Here is a 20,380-nt window from a genome sequence, read left to right as displayed (position 1 = left end):
GCCATGTGAACAACTATATCACCTACGGGTACCGTCTGGTTGACGGATACATGAGAATGAATCCAGAGCAGAGTGAAGCTGTACACCTTATCTTTGATGCATATGATGGAGGAGAATCCATCAAAAAGATAGTCGGGATGCTAAAAGACAGGAAGGCACCTACCACCCGTGGAAAACCGTCCTGGACACCCGCCCTTATCCGGAAAATATTGCGTAACAAGGACTATCTGGGAGTGGAGCCGTACCCAAGGATGATTGAAGAAGAGCAGTTTGACCGGGTACAGGAGTGTTTAAAACGCTCCCGGGATTTATGGAACCAGCGTCATTCAACCGGCTCCATCCAGGGAACATCCATGTATACAGGCCGGTTGATATGCAGTAGCTGCGGCGGGGTATATGCCATCTATAAGCAGAGCAGCAGGTGTGACAACAGGAACGTTCGGTATTGGAAATGCAGGCATTACGACCCTATCACGAAGGAACCATGTAAGATGCCAATTATGACAGAGAAGCAGCTGGATGGAATGTTCTTACAAGCTCTTATGCGGATGAAAACAGAGCCTACCCTGTACCATGAGGAAACGAAAAAGATACTGAAGGGGCTCATCAAAGAAAGACAGCGTATGGAATCGGAATTAAGTGTGTGCTGGAACAGATGCAACGAAGACGATGAAAGGATAGAGCAACTCTATTTTCAGATTGCTGCCAGGAGATACCGAGAGATAAAGATGACAGACTTGACCTGTCAGATAGAGGATTACCTTCGGGGATTGGATGGTTCCATCCAGGCAGAAAAAATTGATTCGTCCATATTTAAAATCATCAAGAGGGTAGAGGTACAGCCGGACAGAAGCTTGAGATTTCAGCTGATAAACAATGCGACAGTACTTCAATACCCAGAAATTAAAACAACAAAAGATAAGAAATTGAAGAACATACGCTACTGTGTCCCCTTCGGATACTGGCTGGATGGACAGGAAACGCCAATCATCCATGAGCAATACGGTCCAATTGTTCAGATGTTATTCCAATCCTACGCAGAAGGGATGTCGCTGACAGCACTGGCAAAAGAGTTAATACGCCAGTCCATACCCAACCAGAAAGGAAAGCCAGCATGGAGCCACAGCTGCATCCGAAATATTCTCACCAACCCTGTTTACCTTGGGGATAAGAAATTTCCCGCTCTGGTGACACGGGAACTGTTTACACAAGTACAGACCAGATTGGAAGAAAACGGCCGGAAGAAACGGGAGAGCCGGACTAAGGCGGCAGATGGAAAGGAGGAATTACATGCCAAGGGCGGAACGAATCGTAGAGGTCATTCCGGCAACCTGGAACCCGACAGATGAGTCATCCCGGGAAATTCGGAAGCTGCGGGTAGCGGCATACTGCCGCGTCAGCACGGAGCTGGAACAGCAGCAGTCCAGTTACGACATACAGATTGAATATTATACCAGGCACATCATGCAGAATCCCAACTGGATATTCGCCGGTGTCTTCGCAGATGATGGACGCAGCGCGACCAATACCTTCCGTAGGGATGATTTTAATCAGCTGATGGACCAGTGTCTGAAGGGGAAGGTGGACATGGTCATTACGAAATCCATCAGCCGGTTTGCCAGGAATACGGTGGACTGCATCTCCTGGGTGAGGAAGCTCAAGGAAAAGAACGTGGCCGTGTACTTCGAGAAGGAAAACCTCAACACCCTGGATGACTCAACCGAAATGATACTGACCATCTTGAGCAGCCAGGCACAGGAGGAGAGCCGTGCCATCAGCACCAACGTCAAGTGGGGGTATGCGAGAAAGTTTGAAAAGGGGGAATCCACAAGACAGAGAAGCTATGGATTCAGGAAGGCGCCAACCGGAGAGATGTGCATCGTGGAGGAGGAAGCGGCTGTTATCCGAAACATGGCCCGGTGGTTTCTGGACGGGGACAGCCTGGAACGAATCAAGCACAGACTGGAGGACGCAGGGATAGAAACCACTACCGGTAAGAAAACATGGAGTACGGGTACCATCTACAACATACTGACCAATGAAAAAATCATGGGAGATGTGCTGTTACAAAAGACGTTCACGGCAGACTACCTGACCAAACGGAGGGTGAAGAACTCGGGCCAGCAGAAGCAGTATTATGTGAAGAATCATCATGAGGCAATCATCCCGAAGACAGTCTATTACAAGATACAGGAGGAGATTGCCCGACGCTCCTCGTTAAAAAAAGCCGGAACCAGGAAAGGGAAGACGGCCCAGGGCGTATATAGTTCTAAATATGCACTGACCGGAATCATGGTGTGCAATGAATGCGGAGCCCATTATCGCAGGACAACCTGGGCAAAAAGTGGGAAGAAGGTAATCGTATGGCGCTGCATCAACCGTCTGGAGCATGGGACGAAGCGGTGCCATGAATCACCTACGCTAAAGGAGGAGGTCATCCAGGAAGCTATTATGGGAAAGCTGCACAGCCTGTCAATTGACCAGGAGGAAGAAAACTTCTTAAACGGGGTAAAGGAAGATATCCTCCGGGCGGCCAAGGTTGTTGGAGGAGCGTGCACAGCGGAAGAGATTGATAAAACCATAGAGGAACTGCGTGACCAGCTTATGGACTATGTGGGCATGGCAGCTAGGGAACATGGTGGTGAGAACTGGTACAGTGACCGAATGCGAAAGCTGGGATTACAGATAAGCGAATTAAAAAAGAGGAGAGAAAGCATACAAGAGCAGGAAAAGATAAGGGACGAGTATGAATATCTGGACCAGGAAATCAGCCGAATCATAGGTGAGACAGGCGGGGCCTCAGGAGCCGAATTTGATAATATCTTCATACGGCAGATCGTCCGGGAGATACGTGTGGTATCGAACGATAGACTGCAAATCCAGCTAAGGACAGGTATGATGTTGGATGTGAATCTGTAAACAAGAGTGGGGTTAGAAGTAATATTGTTATCAAAATGGAAATCGTTTGACAGGCGTTTGACAGGCCCTGGAGGCTAATATTGCTAATGGGTACCCGGAATGATAAAATATAGGAACAACAGTAGGCTATAAAGAAGAATTAAAAATAATAAGGTTTTCGTAAATGATAAATGGAATGGACAGTATCAGGAAGGGAGGACATAAAGATGTTCAAAGTTAAGTTGAGCTTTGATACAGATAGGCTGGAACAGGATATCCTGGAACAGCTTTATGATAAAGTGGACGAAATATTTGAGTCTGAGGATTTAAACTGCGTGGACAGAGCGCTGGTCCGGGTCTATGAAGATAAAGGGAGGGAGGAGGATTACGGACGTTTTTGGGCGGCAATTTTTGCACTGAAGCAAACACCAGAGCTTGCAGAGAATATAAAGGAGTGTATATGGTATAATGGTTCAGCAAAAGAAAACCTGCTTACAGGGTTTATGAGGAATTAGTATATGAATAGCGGGCAAAAGAAAGGGATAAATTTTGACCTGGATACAAACGCATTGAAAATATACTATACAGAAGGGGACTGGCGTAATGCATACCATGATGTCAGGAACTTTTTAAGAAAATGGCCGGATGAAAAAGGCAGTGCAGACATCTATATCGGTTCCTACGAAGGACGGTCTGCAGAAGCTGGCAGTTTCGGATATTTACTATATTGAAAGCCAGGGGCATGATACATGTTACCGGACGGCCAGAGGTGAGTTTCTGTCCAGGATCACATTAAAAGAATTGGAAGATTCTATGGGTGGGTATGGCATTTTCGTTGTGGAAAAGGAGATCTGATTAATATGAAGCATGTGGATGGAATATCCGGTAATGACTGTATCATCTGTGGTGAACGGATTCCCGTCAGCCGGAATAAGAAGAAAGAGCTTATGGAACTGTTGATACAATACATGAATGAGGGATAGCTCATGCTTTACAATCAGGTTATTCCCAGAATATGTACTGCCCTGGCAGAGTGGGGCGCCTGTATGGTATATTTATATCTGATTAATAGGAAAAAGCTAAGCGGTCTCTTTGATAAGGATGTTTACGAGAAACAAGTACGTCAAGGCACACAAACGAAACTGGTGAATTGTAAATCATTCTATCAAGGAGGCCGCTTATGGCTATCATGGACTTAGAGTAAATTGAAATTGAAGGCAGTGAGTTATTAAAGAATCTTGGAAAATATAGACAACTGCGCTTGAAATATCTTCACAGATTTAAGAAGGAAATATACCGGGAATTACTTTTTACAGGAAAGCTGGCAGAGCAATTGTGTCACGGTGGATATGCATGCGTATGAACTTTCTGAGCATATTCGAGCCGATTATCTAAAACAGCATCCTATGCCGGAAGAAGATGCGATGGAATGAATTGCTATTTCATAGCAAGCACAGAAGGTAGCAGACAAAATTATATTGAATGAGTTGGTTTAGGCCTAAAACGTCGCCCGCCTTGTAGATGCCTATTAATCTGCAAGGTGGTTTTTTAATGTTGATATTATTCCGACAATATCGTATAATGCAAAATGACGTAATACTATGGATATTATGACCGTAAAATAGACAAGTGAACTATGGGGTATTACCACACGGCGCGTTTCAGAGTTGTGCCGTCAAGGGAAGATAATAGATGCAACTAAAATAGGAACGTCATGGGTTATGCCTGTCGATACGAAAAAAACTAAGGATGGTAGAGTTACTACCAGTAAATAGGTTGGATATAAAAGAAAAGATGGAAAAGAGGAGTGGTATAATGAGGTACAAAATCTCTCAGAAAGATTATGATAAAATTGAAGAATTGGTTAAATGTGCGTTGTCAGCTTACAATAAAGCGGAAGCAAAAAATTATATTCAGCAAATCAGCTATGTTCCTTATAATTTGGCTGGGGCGGCAAATAACATCTTAGGCGAATTGATTTCGGCAATAGAGACTGCTTCAGGACAAGTACAGGATAAAGAGAGATTAAAATATTTTGCAGAAATAAGTTTATACAAGCTGAAAAGTTTTATCGAGGAGGATGCACCCAATGATTGATAAATTAGACGGGCTTTCAATGGATATAGAAGCCGAAAATAAAAACAAACTGAAATCCGTATTCCCGGAGTGCTTCATCGAGGGTAGATTAGATATTGACAAACTGCTTTCCCTTTGTGGCGAATATATCACAGACGATTTTGAGAAATACGAGTTTAAGTGGAAAGGCAAGAGCGATTGCTTGCGGTTAGCGCAGCGGCGCAGTACGGCCACCTTGCGCCCCTGCCCGGAGGAAAGCGTCAATTTTGATACAACGCAAAATCTCTATATTGAGGGTGATAATTTAGAGGTGTTGAAGCTGCTTCAAAAATCCTACTTCTGCGGAGTGAAGATGATTTACATAGACCCTCCGTATAATACGGGCAACGATTTTGTGTACGAGGATGATTTTGCCGACCCCATGCGGCGGTATATGGAGGTTACGCAGCAGACCACCAAGAGCAACCCTGAAACTATGGGGCGGTATCATACAAATTGGCTGAATATGATGTACCCTCGCTTGCGTCTTGCCGCTAATCTCTTGCGGGACGACGGTGTTATCTTTATAAGCATAAACGATAGTGAAATAACAAATTTACGCAAACTTTGTGATGAAACTTTTGGAGAAGAAAATTTTGTTGTCGATTTGATATGGACAAATAAAGAGGGCGGCGGTAGCTCCGATAGTAAATTGTTTAGGATTAAACACGAACATATCCTATGTTATTGCAAAAACTTAGAGTTGATTGAAGTCAACGGCGTTGTTATAAGCAACGAAGAAAGATATAAAAGTAGTGATGAATACGAAGAAATCAGAGGGAAATATTATCTGCAAAAACTTGGTATGGGTTCTATTCAATATTCAACAAGTTTAGATTATCCTATAACAGCACCAGACGGAACGGAAATAATGCCTGCGGACAACAATAATGGAAAAAAGGCTTGTTGGCGTTGGTCGCAAGATAAATTCAAATGGGGTCAAAGCAATGGGTTTGTTGAAATAAAGAAAGACCCAAATGATATATGGACTGTCTATACAAAACAATATCTTAACTGCGATAATGAGGGAAACATAATAAAAAGAACACAACGCCCTATGAGCGTAATTGATAAATTTTCAAGTACGCAAGCATCAAAGTTATTGCAAAATTTATTTGACGGAAAAGTTTTTGATTATTCAAAACCAGTGGACTTGATTATATATTTAATGCAAAGAGTGTTAAAAGAAAAGTCAAATGATTTAATACTTGATTTCTTTAGCGGTAGTGCAACAACCGCCCATGCCATCATGCAGCTCAATGCCAAGGACGGAGGCAACCGCCGCTTCATCATGGTACAGCTTCCTGAGGTGTGCGATGATAAAAGCGAAGCGTACAAAGCCGGATATACAAACATCTGTGAGATTGGTAAAGAGAGAATACGCCGCATCGGAAAGAAAGTTTTGGAGGCCGACGGCGGGCAAACCTCCCTTGACGGGGACAAGCCATCTATTGACGTGGGCTTTAAGGTTTTCAAATTAGACACTTCCAACCTGAAGTTATGGGAGGATACTCCCATTGAGGACGGCGACGTTGCGACGCTCTTTAACCGTATCGACAAGCATATCGACGGATTGAAGCCTGACCGCAGCGACGAGGATTTAATTTATGAAATCCTCTTGAAAATGGGCTATTCCTTGACCGCCGACCTTGCCGCATTGGATGTGGACGGGTTGACCGTTTACAAGGTGGATAACGGCGAAATGCTCATCTGCTTGCAGGATGGCATTACTGCCGAACATATTGAACAAATGGCGGCGTTTGCCCCACAGAAAATTGTTGTTGCGGATAATTCTCTTGCGGATAATTCCGCTATGTCAAACGCCCACTATCTGCTTGAAAATAAGGGCATTGAATTGAAGATAGTGTGAGGACAATTAGATGATAGAATGGATTACAAACAATAAAGAATGGATATTTAGCGGAATTGGGATAACCCTCATTGTCGGTGTTATTGCTACTTTTTGCTACTTGAAAAAGAAGTTATATAGAAAAAAATATATTTGGAAACCACAAACTCTAATGCGTAATAAGAGCATAGCAAAAGATATTTCTACACATCCGAAAGACATTGCTTTTGATATTGAAAAGGGAGATATTCAATTAGAGTATTATGTTTCGGGGCTTGACGCATTTATTCAATTGTTACAAAAGTTCATCTTAACGGAACGACGTAAATATCCGATTTATGGCAATACCTATGGTATTGATGAGTCCATAAGTATCTTTACAGAACAAGATGTCGTTGAGTTTCAAAGACAATGTAACAATATTGAGTTGCATTTGATAGATTATTTTAAGGAATGGATTGAAGAAATATATCAAATAAGACGGAATGGAAATCATCTAACAAATGAGTTAAAGGTTTCGGGAAAAGCTGAAACTGTAAAATGTATCGTTCCAAATAGGCATAAGGAGGGACGTGAGAAGTGAAATTAAAATTCAAACTGCAAGGCTTTCAAACCGACGCAGTAAACGCCGTTTGTGCCCTCTTTGACGGACAGCAGCGGGAGACATCCACTTTCAGCATGGAGCAAAGCGGTGGGCAAATGGAGCTTTTCGCCAATCTTGGTGTTGCAAATACCCTTTTGTTAAATGACGGAAAAATCATAGAGAATATGCGGGAAGTACAGCGAAAAAACGTATTGCCCCAGACTTTCGATTTACAAGGGCGGCAGTTCTCCGTTGAAATGGAAACCGGGACGGGTAAGACCTATGTTTATACCAAAACCATCTATGAATTAAACCATCTGTACGGCTTTACAAAGTTTATCATCGTCGTGCCGAGCGTGGCTATCCGTGAGGGAGTCTATAAATCATTGCAAGTAACACAGGAGCATTTTTCGGCTTTGTACGATAATGCATCTTGCCGCTATTTCATCTACAACAGCGCGAAGCTCTCCGATGTGCGGCAGTTTGCGACGAGCGCAAATATAGAAATTATGATTATCAATATTGACGCTTTTCGCAAGGCCGAAAACGTGATAAATCAGCAGCAGGACAAGCTGAACGGCGACGCGGCCATCAACTACATACAAGCTACCCGCCCTATCGTTATCATTGACGAGCCGCAGAGTGTGGACAACACCCAAAAGGCAAAAGCCGCTATCGCGTCCCTTGCGCCCCTTTGCATTTTCCGCTATTCTGCGACTCACCGGGAGAAAGTTAATCTACTCTACCGCTTAACCCCTGTTGACGCTTACCAAATGGGGCTTGTCAAGCAGATATGCGTATCGAGCAACCAGGCGGCGGGCGGCTTTAACAAGCCGTATATCAAACTGCTTTCCGTTTCCAATGAAGACGGATTTAAGGCGCGGCTTGAAATCGACGTCCAGGGAAAAGACGGGAAAGTGAGCCGCAAAGCCGTCACCGTCAAACCGGGCGCGGATTTGCATAAACTGTCCGGCTACCGCAGCTTATATGAAAACTATGTTGTTTCCGGTATCGACTGTACGCCGGAAATGGAACAAATCGAATTGTCCAATACCGATGTTGTGCGGTTGGGACACGCCATAGGCGACGTAGACGAAAAACTTATTAAACGTATGCAGATACGACGGACGATTGAGGCGCATTTGGATAAGGAATTGCGCTATACTGAAAAAGGTATCAAAGTGTTGTCCCTGTTCTTTATTGATGAAGTAAAGAAATACCGCAACCCGGAGGGCGGCAAAGGCATTTATGCGCAAATGTTTGAAGAACTCTATGCCGAACTGATGGGACTGCCGAAGTACGCGCCTTTGCGTGAACACTTTACCATAGACGCGAGCCGCGTCCATGACGGGTACTTTTCGCAGGACAAAAAAGGCAATTATAAGAACACCAAGGGCGACACGCAGGACGATACAAACACCTACAACACGATTATGAAAGACAAGGAATGGTTGTTGTCCTTTGACTGTCCCTTGCGCTTTATCTTCTCACACTCCGCCTTAAAAGAGGGTTGGGACAATCCGAATGTGTTTCAAGTCTGTACGCTGATTGAGCAAAAAAGCACCTTGACCGCGAGGCAAAAGGTGGGGCGCGGTTTGCGCCTATGCGTCAACCAAGACGGGGAGCGCATCGAGGACAGGAATATCAACCTGTTGCACGTTATGGCGAACGAGAATTTTGCGGAGTTCGCCAACACGTTGCAAAAAGAGATTGAGGAAGAAACGGGTGTTAAATTTGGCATTTTGCAGCTTGACCTATTCAGCGGCATGGTATTTGAGGAAACCAAGACCGAGGAAATGCCGCTTACCGAGCAGCAGACTGCAATGCTCCTATCTCACCTTGCGGGTGAGGGTTTTATAAAAACAGACGAGCCAATGCCTGAGGTTACGAAGTTGCCGCAGGAGCTTGAAGCAGCAAAGACAAAAGCTGTGGAACTTATTGCCCGCGAGGGTGATATTACTCCCGCAACGGTTACGCAGCTTACCGTGCAAAAGACCGTTGTTGTCCAAAGCGCCTTGACCTACGACGATGCGCAGCAGCTTATGGCCCATTTTAAGCAAAATGGTTATGTCACGAAATCCGGCAGAATCAAAGACAGCATGAAAGCCGCGATACAAACTGGTACGCTTGATTTGCCGCCGCATTTGGAGGGCGCAAGGGTGCAGATTGAAAATATGGTACGCCGCATTGATACAAAACCACCTATCCGCGATGCTTCGCGGGACGTTACTGTGCATTTAAAGAAGGAAGTAACCGCTTCGCCGGAGTTTTTGGAGTTATGGAATAAAATTAAACAGAAAACTACCTATCGAGTGCAGATAGACGAGGATGAATTGATACGTAGAAGCGTCAAGGGATTGAGGGACATGGAGCCGATACCCAAGGCGCGGATTATCACGCAGACCGCTGATATTCAAATTGACAATCCGGGTGTTACCTATACCGAGCGCGGCATTAAAACAGCAACACTTTCAGATAGCTATTTATCGCTTCCAAATATTCTCACGATTGTAGGCAGTCAGACATTAATAAAACGCGCTACCGTTGCGGAGATACTAAAACAAAGCGGGCGGCTTGGAGATTTCCTCAACAACCCACAGATGTTTATTGAGAATACAACGCAGATTATTTTAGATGTGCGCCGGACCCTTGCAATCGATGGTATCAGCTATAAAAAGTTGTATGGCGCGGAATACTATGTGCAGGAGATTTTTGATAGTGCAGAGCTTATCGCCAACCTTGACCGAAATGCCGTTGCCGTGGAACATAGCGTATATGATTATATTGTCTATGACAGCACAACGATTGAAAAGCCTTTTGCCCTCGATCTTGACGATGACCCTGACGTAAAGATGTTTTTCAAACTGCCGAGCCGTTTCAAAGTTGATACGCCGATAGGTACATACAACCCCGATTGGGCGGTGTATGTTGAACTTGAGGGTATGAAAAAATTGTATTTCATTCTTGAAACAAAAGGAAAAACAAATGAGCTTGATTTGCGAGGACGTGAGGATTTGAAAATATACTGCGGTAAGGAACACTTCAAAGCGATAGACAGTGGGGCAGAACTTCACGTTGCGTCGAAATGGAAAGATTTTAAGGTGCGGAATATCTAAAGCATAAACCTATAGCAACAATATATTTTGAAACCACGGCAGAAAAGGCCACACTACAAGAAGCGAATCGAAGCAAAGCCTGACATACCCAGAGCATTGAGCGCCTGGTATGTCAGGCTTTTTATTCAGGCTCTTTGTCAATAGTTGGGGTGGGATTTGTTAAAATCCCGCCCCAATTCTATGAAAAGGGCCCTTTTTATGTTTAGTTCCAGGTTTTACTGATTTTGGGCATGCCAAATAAGCCTCCGCATTACCGACCTTTTTATCCTATGATGTACAGTGAAGTATCCGGGTTCGGAACCGTTTGAAATTCCGGATTCCGTAGCTGCTCCGTTTTAACACCTTTATCTTGTTGTTAAATCCTTCTGTGGGACCATTTGTCAATCCGTATTTAAAGGCATTCAGGATTTCTTTTCGCCAGGCCCTGTAGGTCTTAGCACAGGCCTCAAATTCCTTAATCCCACAGCTCTGTGCATTCGCAATCCAGTCATCAAATTCCCTCTGCTGCTGACGATACGCTTCCATCTGGCAGATATCATAAAACCACTCTTTCATGCGGTGTGCCAGACGCAGATCCTCGCTATAGTGAAGCATTAAATCACAGGCCTGTTTGTTCTCATCCTTCAGCTTTTTATAGCGGGTCAGAATGAGTTTCCGGCTGCGTTTATAATACTTACGCAGAGAAACCGGCATGGAGCGCTGCAGCCGTTTGCGTACATTTTCAATCGCCCATGTCACCTGCCGGATGAAATGATATTTATCCACGATGATTGTAGCGTTTGGAAAGAAGGTCTGTGCAAGTTCGGTGTAGGGGCGCCACATATCGCAGACGAAGAACTTTACCTTCAGGCGTTCTTTCCTGGGAATGTTCCGCCAATAATCAGCCAGATGGCTCTGGGTCCGATCCGGGAGAATGTCGAGGATCCGGCGCTTTTTCGGATCAACCAGAAAGCACTGATATTTACCGGTAGAAGCATTGCCTTTGAATTCGTCAATGGAAAGCGCTTGTGGAAGCTGGTCAGGCGGAGGATAGCAAATCGTGTCCAGAAGGCGGCAAACCGTCTGGACGGAAACACCGGTAAGCTCTGCGATCTGTTTTAAGGAAAAGGTCTGCCGGAGCAGGGAGACAATGTAAAATGCCAGTCTGCGGGTCCTGCGGTGGTAGCTGGGGAGGAACGAATAGGGTTCCGTGAACCGTTTGCGGCAATATGGGCAGAGGTAGCGGCGTTTGCGAAGTAGCAGGATTACTTGTTTTCCCAGTAAGGGAATGTCCTGGACTTCTTGTAAACGGTAATCATGAATCCGTTTAGTTTTAGCCCCACAGCAGGGACAAGTCTGTTCTACCGGTTGGGACTGGATGAAAATTTTAATGAAAGAGTCTGCCTGAACCACTTTTTTAATAAAAACACCTTCCAAGTTAAGGAAAGCCTTGGTATAATTAGGGTACATCTATAAGGGGTCACCTCCGTAACATTAAACTTTGGTCGGGATAATGCGTTTAGGAGGCTTCTTATAGATGTATTTTATTACAACGAAAAGAATGTTGGAAGTGTGCTTTTCAGCACACCCCAACATTCAGTATAGAACCTTTATTCATAAGCAGACAGTATGGACATTACGGCTATGTAGTCTGTTCATATATCGAGAACGAAGCTTCTGTAGCTATTGATATTATAATATTTCCTTTATATAATATAGTAAAGTTTTAAGTGGAAAATAGTATTCATGTAGAAAATGTGCTATTATCTAAAATAAAATCAGGATGCGTGCACCGAAAGAGAGATTAAGGAGGGGAGAATATGGCATTAGACAAATTGTTTTTAGGTGAATCAAAGAGCATCGAATATAAAGTAGATGTACCGGGAAAAAGTGAAAAGTATATGAAAACGGTAGTTGCCTTTGCCAATGGACGTGGCGGAAGGATTGTATTTGGTATTGATGATTCAACATTAGATGTAACAGGCATGAATCCGGATACAATTTTCCAGACAATAGACTCTATCACCAATGCTATATCAGATAGTTGTGAGCCGAGGATTATCCCGGACGTGACGTTACAGACAGTTGGAGATAAGACCGTTATTGTTGTAGAAATCAGTTCTGGTAAAATGCGCCCGTATTACTTAAAATCAAAGGGAATAGTAGACGGAACATTTATCCGGGTTGCAGGAACGACCCGTCTTGCACCTGATTTTATGTTAAAGGAATTGATACTGGAAGGACAGAACCGCTATTATGACAGTGAGCCGTGTGATGGCTTGACAGTTACAAAAGACGACATTAAAAAACTATGTGACGATTTAAAAAAAGTCGCCCTCGAACATGCATTGACCAATGCAGCCAAAGCTGAGATTAAAGATGTAACAGAGAATGTACTGTTATCCTGGGGGATTTTATGGGAAAAAGATGGAGAAATTGTACCGACGAATGCATATGCTTTGCTGACAGGGAAGAATACCATGCAGCAAAACATCCAGTGTGCTATCTTTAAAGGTAATGACCGTGCGTACTTTGTAGACAGGCGGGAATTTAACGGTCCAATTCAGGAACAGATGGAGGCCGCATACCAATATGTGCTGGAGAAAATTAACCGGGGAATGAAGATAGATGGTATTTACAGGCAGGATGTTTATGAGCTTCCGATAGACAGCATCCGTGAGTTGATTGCCAATGCTGTAGCCCATCGCAGTTATTTGGACCCGGGCAATATCCAGGTAGCGCTTTATGATAACCGATTGGAGATTACTTCTCCAGGTATGCTAATGAATGGTGTGACGATTGAAAAAATGAAGGAAGGATACTCTAAAATCAGGAATCGTGCAATAGCCAACGCATTCTCTTATATGAAAATCATTGAAAAATGGGGCAGCGGTATTCCTCGAATAATACGCGAATGCCAGGAATATGGTATTCCAGAACCAGAGCTGATCGATTTTGACGGAGATTTCCGTATAAATATGTACAGGCAGCCGTTATTAAGCCAAGCTGGCACCATTGGCACTAATTGTGGCACCATTGGCACTAATTCTGACACCATTGGCACCATTAATGGAATTAAGGTAACGTCTCCTGAAGAAAGAGTGTTGACCATTATGAAGCAGAATGCAAAAGTCACACAAAAGGAATTACAAAAGGAGTTAGGAGTTTCATTGCGCACTGTAAAAAGGATGATTGCAGAATTGCAGGATAAGGGATATATTGTCAGAAGTGGAAATAACCGTTCAGGTGAGTGGATAGTTAAGGGATAGATAGTATTCCAATGTATCAATAAAATAATGTAGATGCAGGCATCTATTCCACCGCAGCACCACATTAAGCTACGGTAGTTTAGATGCCGAATTGTGGTTTTGGAGAAAAATAGAGGATAAAACCACAAGATGTAGTGGTTTTTGGGGAAAAAATGAGTGGATTTGCGGCCTGAAAATGGGTGTTTTTCAGGGCGTGAGAAATAGATGCCTTGGCCCTGGGAGATGAGTCTTCCAGGGTTTTTGGCTTGTAAAGATTACTTTCTTTTGAGATGTTTGTCGCAAACGCATTCTACGATAAAGGACTATGTACAATATTTTTGAATATGCTGTAAAGTGATAAGTTTTTATTTATGTAATAACCTGAAAAAATATCAGGCACTGTTAGTCATAGAAAATAACCGCAACTTTCCCGTATTACCAGTTCGTATGGTAAATATTCTTGACTGACTGCAATAGGTTCATTCTGCATGAGGGCCAGCAGTTTCTGGAATGCAATCCTTCCCATCATCTCCTTGGGCTGACGGATTGTGGTAATCGCTGGTTCCCATACAGAAGAAAGATCAATATCATCAAAGCCGACAACAGCACAGTCTTCAGGAACACGCAGTCCCTGATCTTTTAATGCTTTCATAGCACCGATTGCCATTGTATCACCTGCGGCAAATACAGCGGTGAATTTTTTTTGTTTTGCAAGTAATGTCCACATCTGATCATAGCCGCCCTTGATGGCGGGTTCTCCGTAACTGATCAGTTCATTATCAACAGGAATTTTGTGTTCTTCAAGAGCAGAAATATAACCGTTGAGACGATCCTGATAAGGCATCTGCAAAGGTGATACAGTGAGGTGTGCAATCTCGCGGTGTCCAAGCCGGATAAGATGAGTCATAAGCGCTTTTGAAGCTGCCATATTATCAATGGAAACGCTTGGTATTTTGTAATTGGGTACGCATTGCACTACCATAACTAAAGGGTATTTTTCAGTAATCAGTGTTTCCAGCTTTTGTGTCATATTAGCGGATAGGGAAATGATTCCGTCCACCTGCCGCTGCTTAATTGCTTCAATGTAATGCTTTTCTAAGGACGGCTGGCTCTTTAAATCAGCAATCAGCATTTGATATCCTTGCCGTTCAGCTTCCGTACCGATACCTGATAATATTCCATGAAAAAAGGAGTTTTCTATATTAGGAACAATAACAATGACAGCTCTTGTTGTCTGAGTCCGAAGCTGACGTGCAAGAACGTTTGGCTGGTAATTCATTTCTTTGATTATCCGAAGTACATGTTCTTTAGTTGCCGGTTTGACAAGATCGGGGTTACTGAGCACTCTGGATATGGTTGCAACGGAAACTCCTGCGGCATTCGCTACATCTTTTATGGTTGGTGCATTCATATTTATCCTCCCAAGAAACAAAAATTGAAGAACGCATTTATATGGAGCGGAACTATTTTTTAATGATAAAAACTGTAATCGATTACATTTTATAACATTAAAGTGGGCATTGCAAGAAAAACATGCAAAATAATTTAAATTGCTATTTGACATGACTGTAATCGATTACAATTTAAAAAAATCCAAACAGATATCAACAAAGCTAAAATTGGTAAAAAGTAATAATAATTACAAAATAATATCAGTAAAAATAACAATTGACAACAATGACGATATCCATTAAGCTATAGACATAAATTGTAATCGATTACAGTATAATTCAATAAGGAGGGCAAGATGACTTTTAAAAGGTTTGATTCTGTGGTTGCGTGGATTGAGGACATTGTTTCTGCGTTCTGCCTGGCAGGGATTGTGGTGATCGCAGCGGGAAGTGTATTTGGGCGTTATGTTTTACATACGGGTTTTCTATGGGCGGACGAAGTGAACCAGATGCTGCTTGTCGCCATGGGCATGTTTGGGAGTGCAAGAGCAGTGCGTTCCAATGGTCATGCGGAATTCACCTCTTTTATTAACAACCGGAAATCAAGAGCGGCGCGAATTGCAATGCGGGCTGCAATCAATATACTTACAATTGTGTTGTTGGTGTTCATGTTCGTGATTTCAATGCAGTTTACCTTAGGCGGAACTATGAAGAGTACGGTACTTCGTATTCCGAGAATGTATTTTTACATGTCAATTCCCATGGGATTCGGGCTTTGCATTTATGAGTATCTGAAAGTGGTCAAGATAAAGATATTAACGGACGCAGCGTCCGAGAAAGAATAGGAGGAAACATAGATGGGAGAAATAATTGCGCTCCTGGTCATTTTGACCTTTATTTTTATCATTGCAGGTATCCCGATTTACATTAGCCTGATGTTTACCGGTTTGCTCAGCCTTGTGGCACTGGCATCATCCACAGCAACTCCTCTTGCCACACTGGTTATTCCACAGTCTATTTTTAACGGCATAGGGAGTCTGCCCCTTTTGGCTATACCGTTTTTCATGCTTGCAGGTGAGATTATGAACCGGGGAAAGATTACGGAGAAGCTGATTCGGTTTGCAATGCTGCTGATTGGACGCCTGCCCGCCAGTCTTGGCCTTTCCAGTATTGTGGCGAGTATGTTCTTTGGCGGCATTACCGGTTCCGCACAGGCAAGTACCTCCTGCATGGGTGGTATCCTGATTCCCGCCATGAAAGAGGAAGGATACCCCACAAAAGAGGCAGTTGGAATTATTGCTGCGGCTTCTACCTGCGGGCCAATTATCCCGCCGAGTATCATCATGGTTGTATTTGCCACCGCGGTTGGGTGTTCGGTCGGAGCAATGTTTATGGGAGGCTTGATACCGGGGATTCTGGTGGGCTTAATACTGATGATTGTTTTGCTGGTCCGTAATCACATGTATCATTTTCCGAAGCACGATGAACGGCTGAGCCGCAACGAAGTTGTGAAGGTTGCTCTTGATGGTATCATTCCATTGGGCATGCCGGTTATTATTGTAGGAGGTATCATGGGAGGTGTATGTACTCCTACAGAAGCGGGAGCCATTGCGGTTGTTTACAGTCTGCTGGTCAGTCTTTTTGTCAGTCGTACCTTAAGGCTTCGAGATATTTGGTCCCTGCTGCTTGCAACGGTTAACAGTGCGGCGCCATTGCTGCTGATTATTGCCTGCGCCCGGGTATTCAGTTACGGTCTGACAGCGCTCCAGATGCCGGTTATTGTGAATGACCTGATTCTTTCCTTAACAAGTAACAAATACGTATTTCTGATGCTTGTGAATATCCTGCTTCTTATTATGGGAATGTTTATGGATGGAGGCGCTTCCGTTATTATCCTTGCTCCGATTCTGGCTCCAGTCGCGGCTGCGCTTGGTATCAGTACAATTCATTTTGGTGTTATCATGGCGCTTAACCTTACCATTGGTAATATTACGCCTCCGCTGGGATACTGCTTATTTATAGGAAGTAGAATTGGAGATATTACGGTGGAGGAAGGCATCAAGGGCATTATTCCATATCTGATTGCAGAGATTGCCGCATTGCTGCTGATTACCTATATCCCGTCGCTGGTCACCTATGTTCCGGTGATGCTGGGATACAGTGTGGTATAACCGTATAAGGAAATAAATTGTAGGAGGAGAAATATATGAAGTTTAGTGCCTGTACCGCGGCCTTTGGCATGGCGGATCTGAAAAAAATTATTGATACTTCGGCAAAGCTGGGATATGACGCCGTGGAGCTTACCGCGGCCCTTCACCTGCCGGTGGAATCCACACCGGAGCGCCGAAAAGAGGTTTTAGGCTGGATTCATGATGCAGGAATTGTTTGCAGCGCCCTTCACTATATTTTCGACGGAACCATTCGGCTTTTGAGCACGGATTCGGAGATGATGAATCAGTCTGCTGCCTATTTGAAACAGGTAGTGGATGTTGCATATGATATGGAATGCCCTACCGTTATAGTGGGAAGCGGCGGAAAGACCAGAAGCTTTGAGCCTGACTGGGACAGGGAGGCAGGAGTGAAATGTATGGCTGAGGTAATACGCCAGGTTGGTCTGTATGCCCAGGAAAAAGGGGTTACCCTGGCTGTGGAGGCAATTAACCGGTATGAAACCAACTTCCTGAACACATTGGAAGAAGCGGTAAATTTTGTGAATATGGTAAACCTTCCAAATGTGCGTACCATGGCGGATACCTATCACCTAAATATAGAAGAAGTAAATCCGGCTGAAACCATCCGCAATTATGGACATACCTTGGCAAACCTGCATCTTGCGGACTCAAACCGCCAGGCGCCAGGAGACGGGCATTTTGACTTTGCGTCTGTGGCAGAGGCGCTGCGGGAAGTGGATTTTAAGGGGTATTGTTCCTTTGAGGTATTTGGGCTTTATCCGTGGAAGCTCTGGTATGACACCTTTGAAGAGTCAGTTGAACATATGGGTAACGGTATTAAATACGCCCGTTCTATTTTTGGATGATTTATGCTGTAAATAGATACCGGGACATACGTCTGGAAGTATGGAAAGGATGGATATTATGAGAAAAGTGGCATTGGTTGATTATGGGAAATTAGAATTACAGGAAAACTGCGGTGACATTAAGACCCTTGAACCGGGAACGGTTAAGATTGATGTAACAGCCTGCAGCATCTGTGGAAGCGATATAGCGCTTTACCGTGGAAAACGTTCCCTTGAGAATGAAAGATATTTCGGGCACGAGTTTTCCGGCGTGGTAGTGGATCCTGGCGACGGCGCAAATGGTATTAAGAAGGGTATGCGCGTGGCAAGTGAGCTTTCCAGAGCCTGCGGACACTGCTGGAATTGCCGCAACGGGCTTCCAAATTATTGCAGGAGCATGAACGATGCCCTTTTGCCCGGAGGATTTTCAGAGGAAACCCTGGTGTTAAATACGCAGGAATACAGTTTTATCAGTCCTGTTCCGGATACCATTGATGATATTACAGCAACTCTGCTGGAGCCAACCAATTGTGCTTACCATGTGGCACGTCAGGCTAATGTGAAGCATGGGGAAACAGTGGTTGTATTTGGTATGGGACCGATGGGTCTGATTGCGTCCCGCATTATAAAGAGCATGGGCGTAGATGTGGTTGTGGGAGTGGATAATAGTAAGGCACGTTTGGAAAAAGTGCGGAGTCTTGGATTTATTGAGGTGATTGACAGCAATGACGGGAACTGGCAGGACCAGATATTTGAGATGTGTGGCTCAAAGGGTGCGGATGTGATTATTGAGCTTACCGGAGCGCTCCCGGTCCTTCAGAGCGCGTTCCAGGTGGTCCGTCCGGGAGGACGTATCGTGGTGGGCAGTGTTTACAGCGGCTTTGCAGAACAGGTGGAGCTTTTGCCTATTATGCGCAAAGAGCTGACCATCCGGGGCTCCAAGGGACCGTATCCACATCTTAAGACAGATGGTACCAGCGCGGCAGTTGATATTCTGGTGAGGCTTCAGGATGATTTAAAGAAGCTGATTACGGTTTATGATTATAAGGATGCCCTTAAGGCGTTTGATGACATGATGTCTGGTTTGGCAATCAAGCCGGTTATCCGGTTTCGATCATAAAAAATAGAATGGTAGAATAATTTCAGGAAAAGGAGATTTTGTAATGACAAACAAAGAGCATGTATTGAAATATGGAGGAAAGTTTAGTATCAGCGGCGGTGAAGTGTGGACAATGCCAAATGGACACGATGTTCATTTCGCTTTAAATCCAAAGATGGGATGCCGCGGAGCAAATATCGCGGTTGGATTTCATAAGCCAGGTAAGGAATTTGCGCCCCATAAGCATCCCATTTCTGAGGAAATCCTCATCATCCACAGCGGTAAGGGTGAGTGTTACCTTTATGACAAGTGGATTCCGGTTGAGACAGGAGATATTGTGTTTGCGCCTCCCGGCGTCCTGCACGGTACCCGCAATCCAGCGGAAAATACAGAGGACTTTGTAACGCTTGGTATCGCGACGCCGCCCCAGCTTGACCTTTACCTGCGCGCAGGCTATGACATACTGGAGGATAACTCCGGAGAATATGTGGAAGAAGTATAAAGAGGAAAATGGAGGAAAGAAAAATGTTCTTTGATACATATAGTGAAATGTTAAATGATACGATTGATGGCCTTAAGAGAGAGGATATACAGAAACTGTTTGATTTGATTGAGGAGACTAGGAATAACGGAAAACATCTCTTTGTGCTTGGCAATGGTGGAAGCGCGGCCGCCGCATCCCATTGGGTATGTGATTTTGGCAAAGGAATTAACAGAGGAGATTCCAAACGCCTAAAAATTTTTTCACCGGCAGATAACGGGGCAATTTTCAGCGCTCTTGGTAATGACTGTGGATATGAAACAACGTTTGTTGAGCAGATGAAGAATTTTCTGGAGCCGGGCGACCTGGTATTAACCTTTTCTGTTTCAGGAAGCTCATCAAATCTTGTGGAAGCTCATCGGTACGCAAAAGAGATTGGTGCAAAAACAGCCTGTGTTGTTGCGGATAAAGGTGGTAAGATAATCGGCATGTCTGATTTTGCAATGATTATCCCATCTGAGAATTATGGTGTTGTTGAGGATATTCATGTAATTCTGGGACATGCAATCTCACAGCAGATTTATGCAGACAATGTGGGGGCGTAA

General features: G+C 44.1%; 19 protein-coding genes. 17 read left to right on the top strand and 2 right to left on the bottom strand.

Annotation, left to right across the window (positions count from 1 at the left end; genetic code table 11):
* Positions 1-5: 5 nt before the first annotated feature.
* The 10 genes from CGC65_RS23670 (at position 6) to CGC65_RS23620 (ending at position 10,561) form a co-directional block, all read left to right on the top strand.
* Positions 6-1,349: a recombinase family protein gene (locus tag CGC65_RS23670; protein WP_002566067.1), complete on the top strand. Its 1,344-nt coding sequence runs from the start codon at positions 6-8 to the stop codon at positions 1,347-1,349.
* Positions 1,291-2,919 carry a recombinase family protein gene (locus tag CGC65_RS23665; RefSeq protein ID WP_002566066.1) on the top strand — a complete coding sequence of 543 codons (1,629 nt, stop codon included), beginning with the start codon at positions 1,291-1,293 and terminating at the stop codon, positions 2,917-2,919. Before CGC65_RS23670 ends, CGC65_RS23665 begins: the two co-directional genes overlap by 59 nt.
* 206 nt (positions 2,920-3,125) lie before the next feature.
* Complete coding sequence (locus CGC65_RS23660; protein WP_002566065.1) at positions 3,126-3,413, top strand: hypothetical protein; 288 nt, start codon at positions 3,126-3,128, stop codon at positions 3,411-3,413.
* 130 nt (positions 3,414-3,543) lie between these two features.
* Entirely contained in the window at positions 3,544-3,753 is a 210-nt protein-coding gene (locus CGC65_RS23650; protein WP_007038512.1) for a LytTR family DNA-binding domain-containing protein, read from the top strand.
* Positions 3,754-3,758: 5 nt separating this feature from the next.
* Complete coding sequence (locus tag CGC65_RS32135; RefSeq protein WP_002566063.1) at positions 3,759-3,881, top strand: hypothetical protein; 123 nt, start codon at positions 3,759-3,761, stop codon at positions 3,879-3,881.
* Positions 3,882-4,102: 221 nt separating this feature from the next.
* Complete coding sequence (locus tag CGC65_RS32745; protein WP_416387628.1) at positions 4,103-4,261, top strand: TnpV protein; 159 nt, start codon at positions 4,103-4,105, stop codon at positions 4,259-4,261.
* Positions 4,262-4,647: 386 nt separating this feature from the next.
* Complete coding sequence (locus CGC65_RS23635) at positions 4,648-4,995, top strand: hypothetical protein (RefSeq protein WP_007038511.1); 348 nt, start codon at positions 4,648-4,650, stop codon at positions 4,993-4,995.
* Positions 4,988-6,883, top strand: coding sequence for a site-specific DNA-methyltransferase (locus CGC65_RS23630; RefSeq protein ID WP_002566060.1), 1,896 nt, complete (start codon positions 4,988-4,990; stop codon positions 6,881-6,883). The genes CGC65_RS23635 and CGC65_RS23630 overlap by 8 nt, the downstream gene beginning before the upstream one ends.
* A gap of 10 nt (positions 6,884-6,893) precedes the next feature.
* Positions 6,894-7,445 carry a DUF2634 domain-containing protein gene (locus tag CGC65_RS23625; protein WP_002566059.1) on the top strand — a complete coding sequence of 184 codons (552 nt, stop codon included), beginning with the start codon at positions 6,894-6,896 and terminating at the stop codon, positions 7,443-7,445.
* The gene (locus CGC65_RS23620) at positions 7,442-10,561 is read left to right on the top strand and encodes a type III restriction-modification system endonuclease (RefSeq protein WP_002566058.1); all 3,120 of its coding nucleotides are present in this window, start codon (positions 7,442-7,444) and stop codon (positions 10,559-10,561) included. The genes CGC65_RS23625 and CGC65_RS23620 overlap by 4 nt, the downstream gene beginning before the upstream one ends.
* A 267-nt stretch (positions 10,562-10,828) precedes the next feature.
* On the opposite strand, the gene CGC65_RS23610 is transcribed toward CGC65_RS23620, so the two are convergent.
* Positions 10,829-12,010 carry an ISL3 family transposase gene (locus CGC65_RS23610; RefSeq protein WP_093979934.1) on the bottom strand — a complete coding sequence of 394 codons (1,182 nt, stop codon included), beginning with the start codon at positions 12,008-12,010 and terminating at the stop codon, positions 10,829-10,831.
* Between the two features lie 350 nt (positions 12,011-12,360).
* Here CGC65_RS23610 and CGC65_RS23605 point away from each other — a divergent pair, with 350 nt between their 5' ends.
* The gene (locus tag CGC65_RS23605) at positions 12,361-13,809 is read left to right on the top strand and encodes an ATP-binding protein (protein ID WP_002566056.1); all 1,449 of its coding nucleotides are present in this window, start codon (positions 12,361-12,363) and stop codon (positions 13,807-13,809) included.
* Positions 13,810-14,194: 385 nt separating this feature from the next.
* Here CGC65_RS23605 and CGC65_RS23600 read toward each other — a convergent pair whose 3' ends face one another.
* Positions 14,195-15,199, bottom strand: coding sequence for a LacI family DNA-binding transcriptional regulator (locus CGC65_RS23600; RefSeq protein WP_002566055.1), 1,005 nt, complete (start codon positions 15,197-15,199; stop codon positions 14,195-14,197).
* Positions 15,200-15,535: 336 nt separating this feature from the next.
* Between CGC65_RS23600 and CGC65_RS23595 the strand changes: the two genes are divergently transcribed.
* Genes CGC65_RS23595 through CGC65_RS23570 form a run of 6 tightly spaced genes read left to right on the top strand, consistent with a single transcriptional unit; the run spans position 15,536 to position 20,380 of the window.
* Positions 15,536-16,024: a TRAP transporter small permease gene (locus tag CGC65_RS23595; RefSeq protein ID WP_002566054.1), complete on the top strand. Its 489-nt coding sequence runs from the start codon at positions 15,536-15,538 to the stop codon at positions 16,022-16,024.
* Positions 16,025-16,036: 12 nt separating this feature from the next.
* Positions 16,037-17,350 carry a TRAP transporter large permease gene (locus CGC65_RS23590; protein ID WP_002566053.1) on the top strand — a complete coding sequence of 438 codons (1,314 nt, stop codon included), beginning with the start codon at positions 16,037-16,039 and terminating at the stop codon, positions 17,348-17,350.
* 35 nt (positions 17,351-17,385) lie between these two features.
* A complete protein-coding gene (locus CGC65_RS23585) occupies positions 17,386-18,216 on the top strand; it encodes a sugar phosphate isomerase/epimerase family protein (protein ID WP_002566052.1) in 831 nt (276 codons plus the stop codon).
* 58 nt (positions 18,217-18,274) lie between these two features.
* Positions 18,275-19,315, top strand: coding sequence for a zinc-dependent alcohol dehydrogenase (locus CGC65_RS23580; RefSeq protein WP_002566051.1), 1,041 nt, complete (start codon positions 18,275-18,277; stop codon positions 19,313-19,315).
* Between the two features lie 43 nt (positions 19,316-19,358).
* Entirely contained in the window at positions 19,359-19,796 is a 438-nt protein-coding gene (locus CGC65_RS23575) for a cupin domain-containing protein (protein ID WP_002566050.1), read from the top strand.
* A gap of 23 nt (positions 19,797-19,819) precedes the next feature.
* Positions 19,820-20,380 (top strand): SIS domain-containing protein, encoded by a 561-nt coding sequence (locus tag CGC65_RS23570; protein ID WP_002566049.1) that lies wholly within the window; start codon positions 19,820-19,822, stop codon positions 20,378-20,380.

The sequence above is a fragment of the Enterocloster bolteae genome (assembly GCF_002234575.2).
Lineage (GTDB): Bacteria > Bacillota > Clostridia > Lachnospirales > Lachnospiraceae > Enterocloster > Enterocloster bolteae.
The sequence above is the reverse complement of the archived record's forward strand: the minus strand, read 5'-3'. Positions and strand labels throughout refer to the sequence as shown.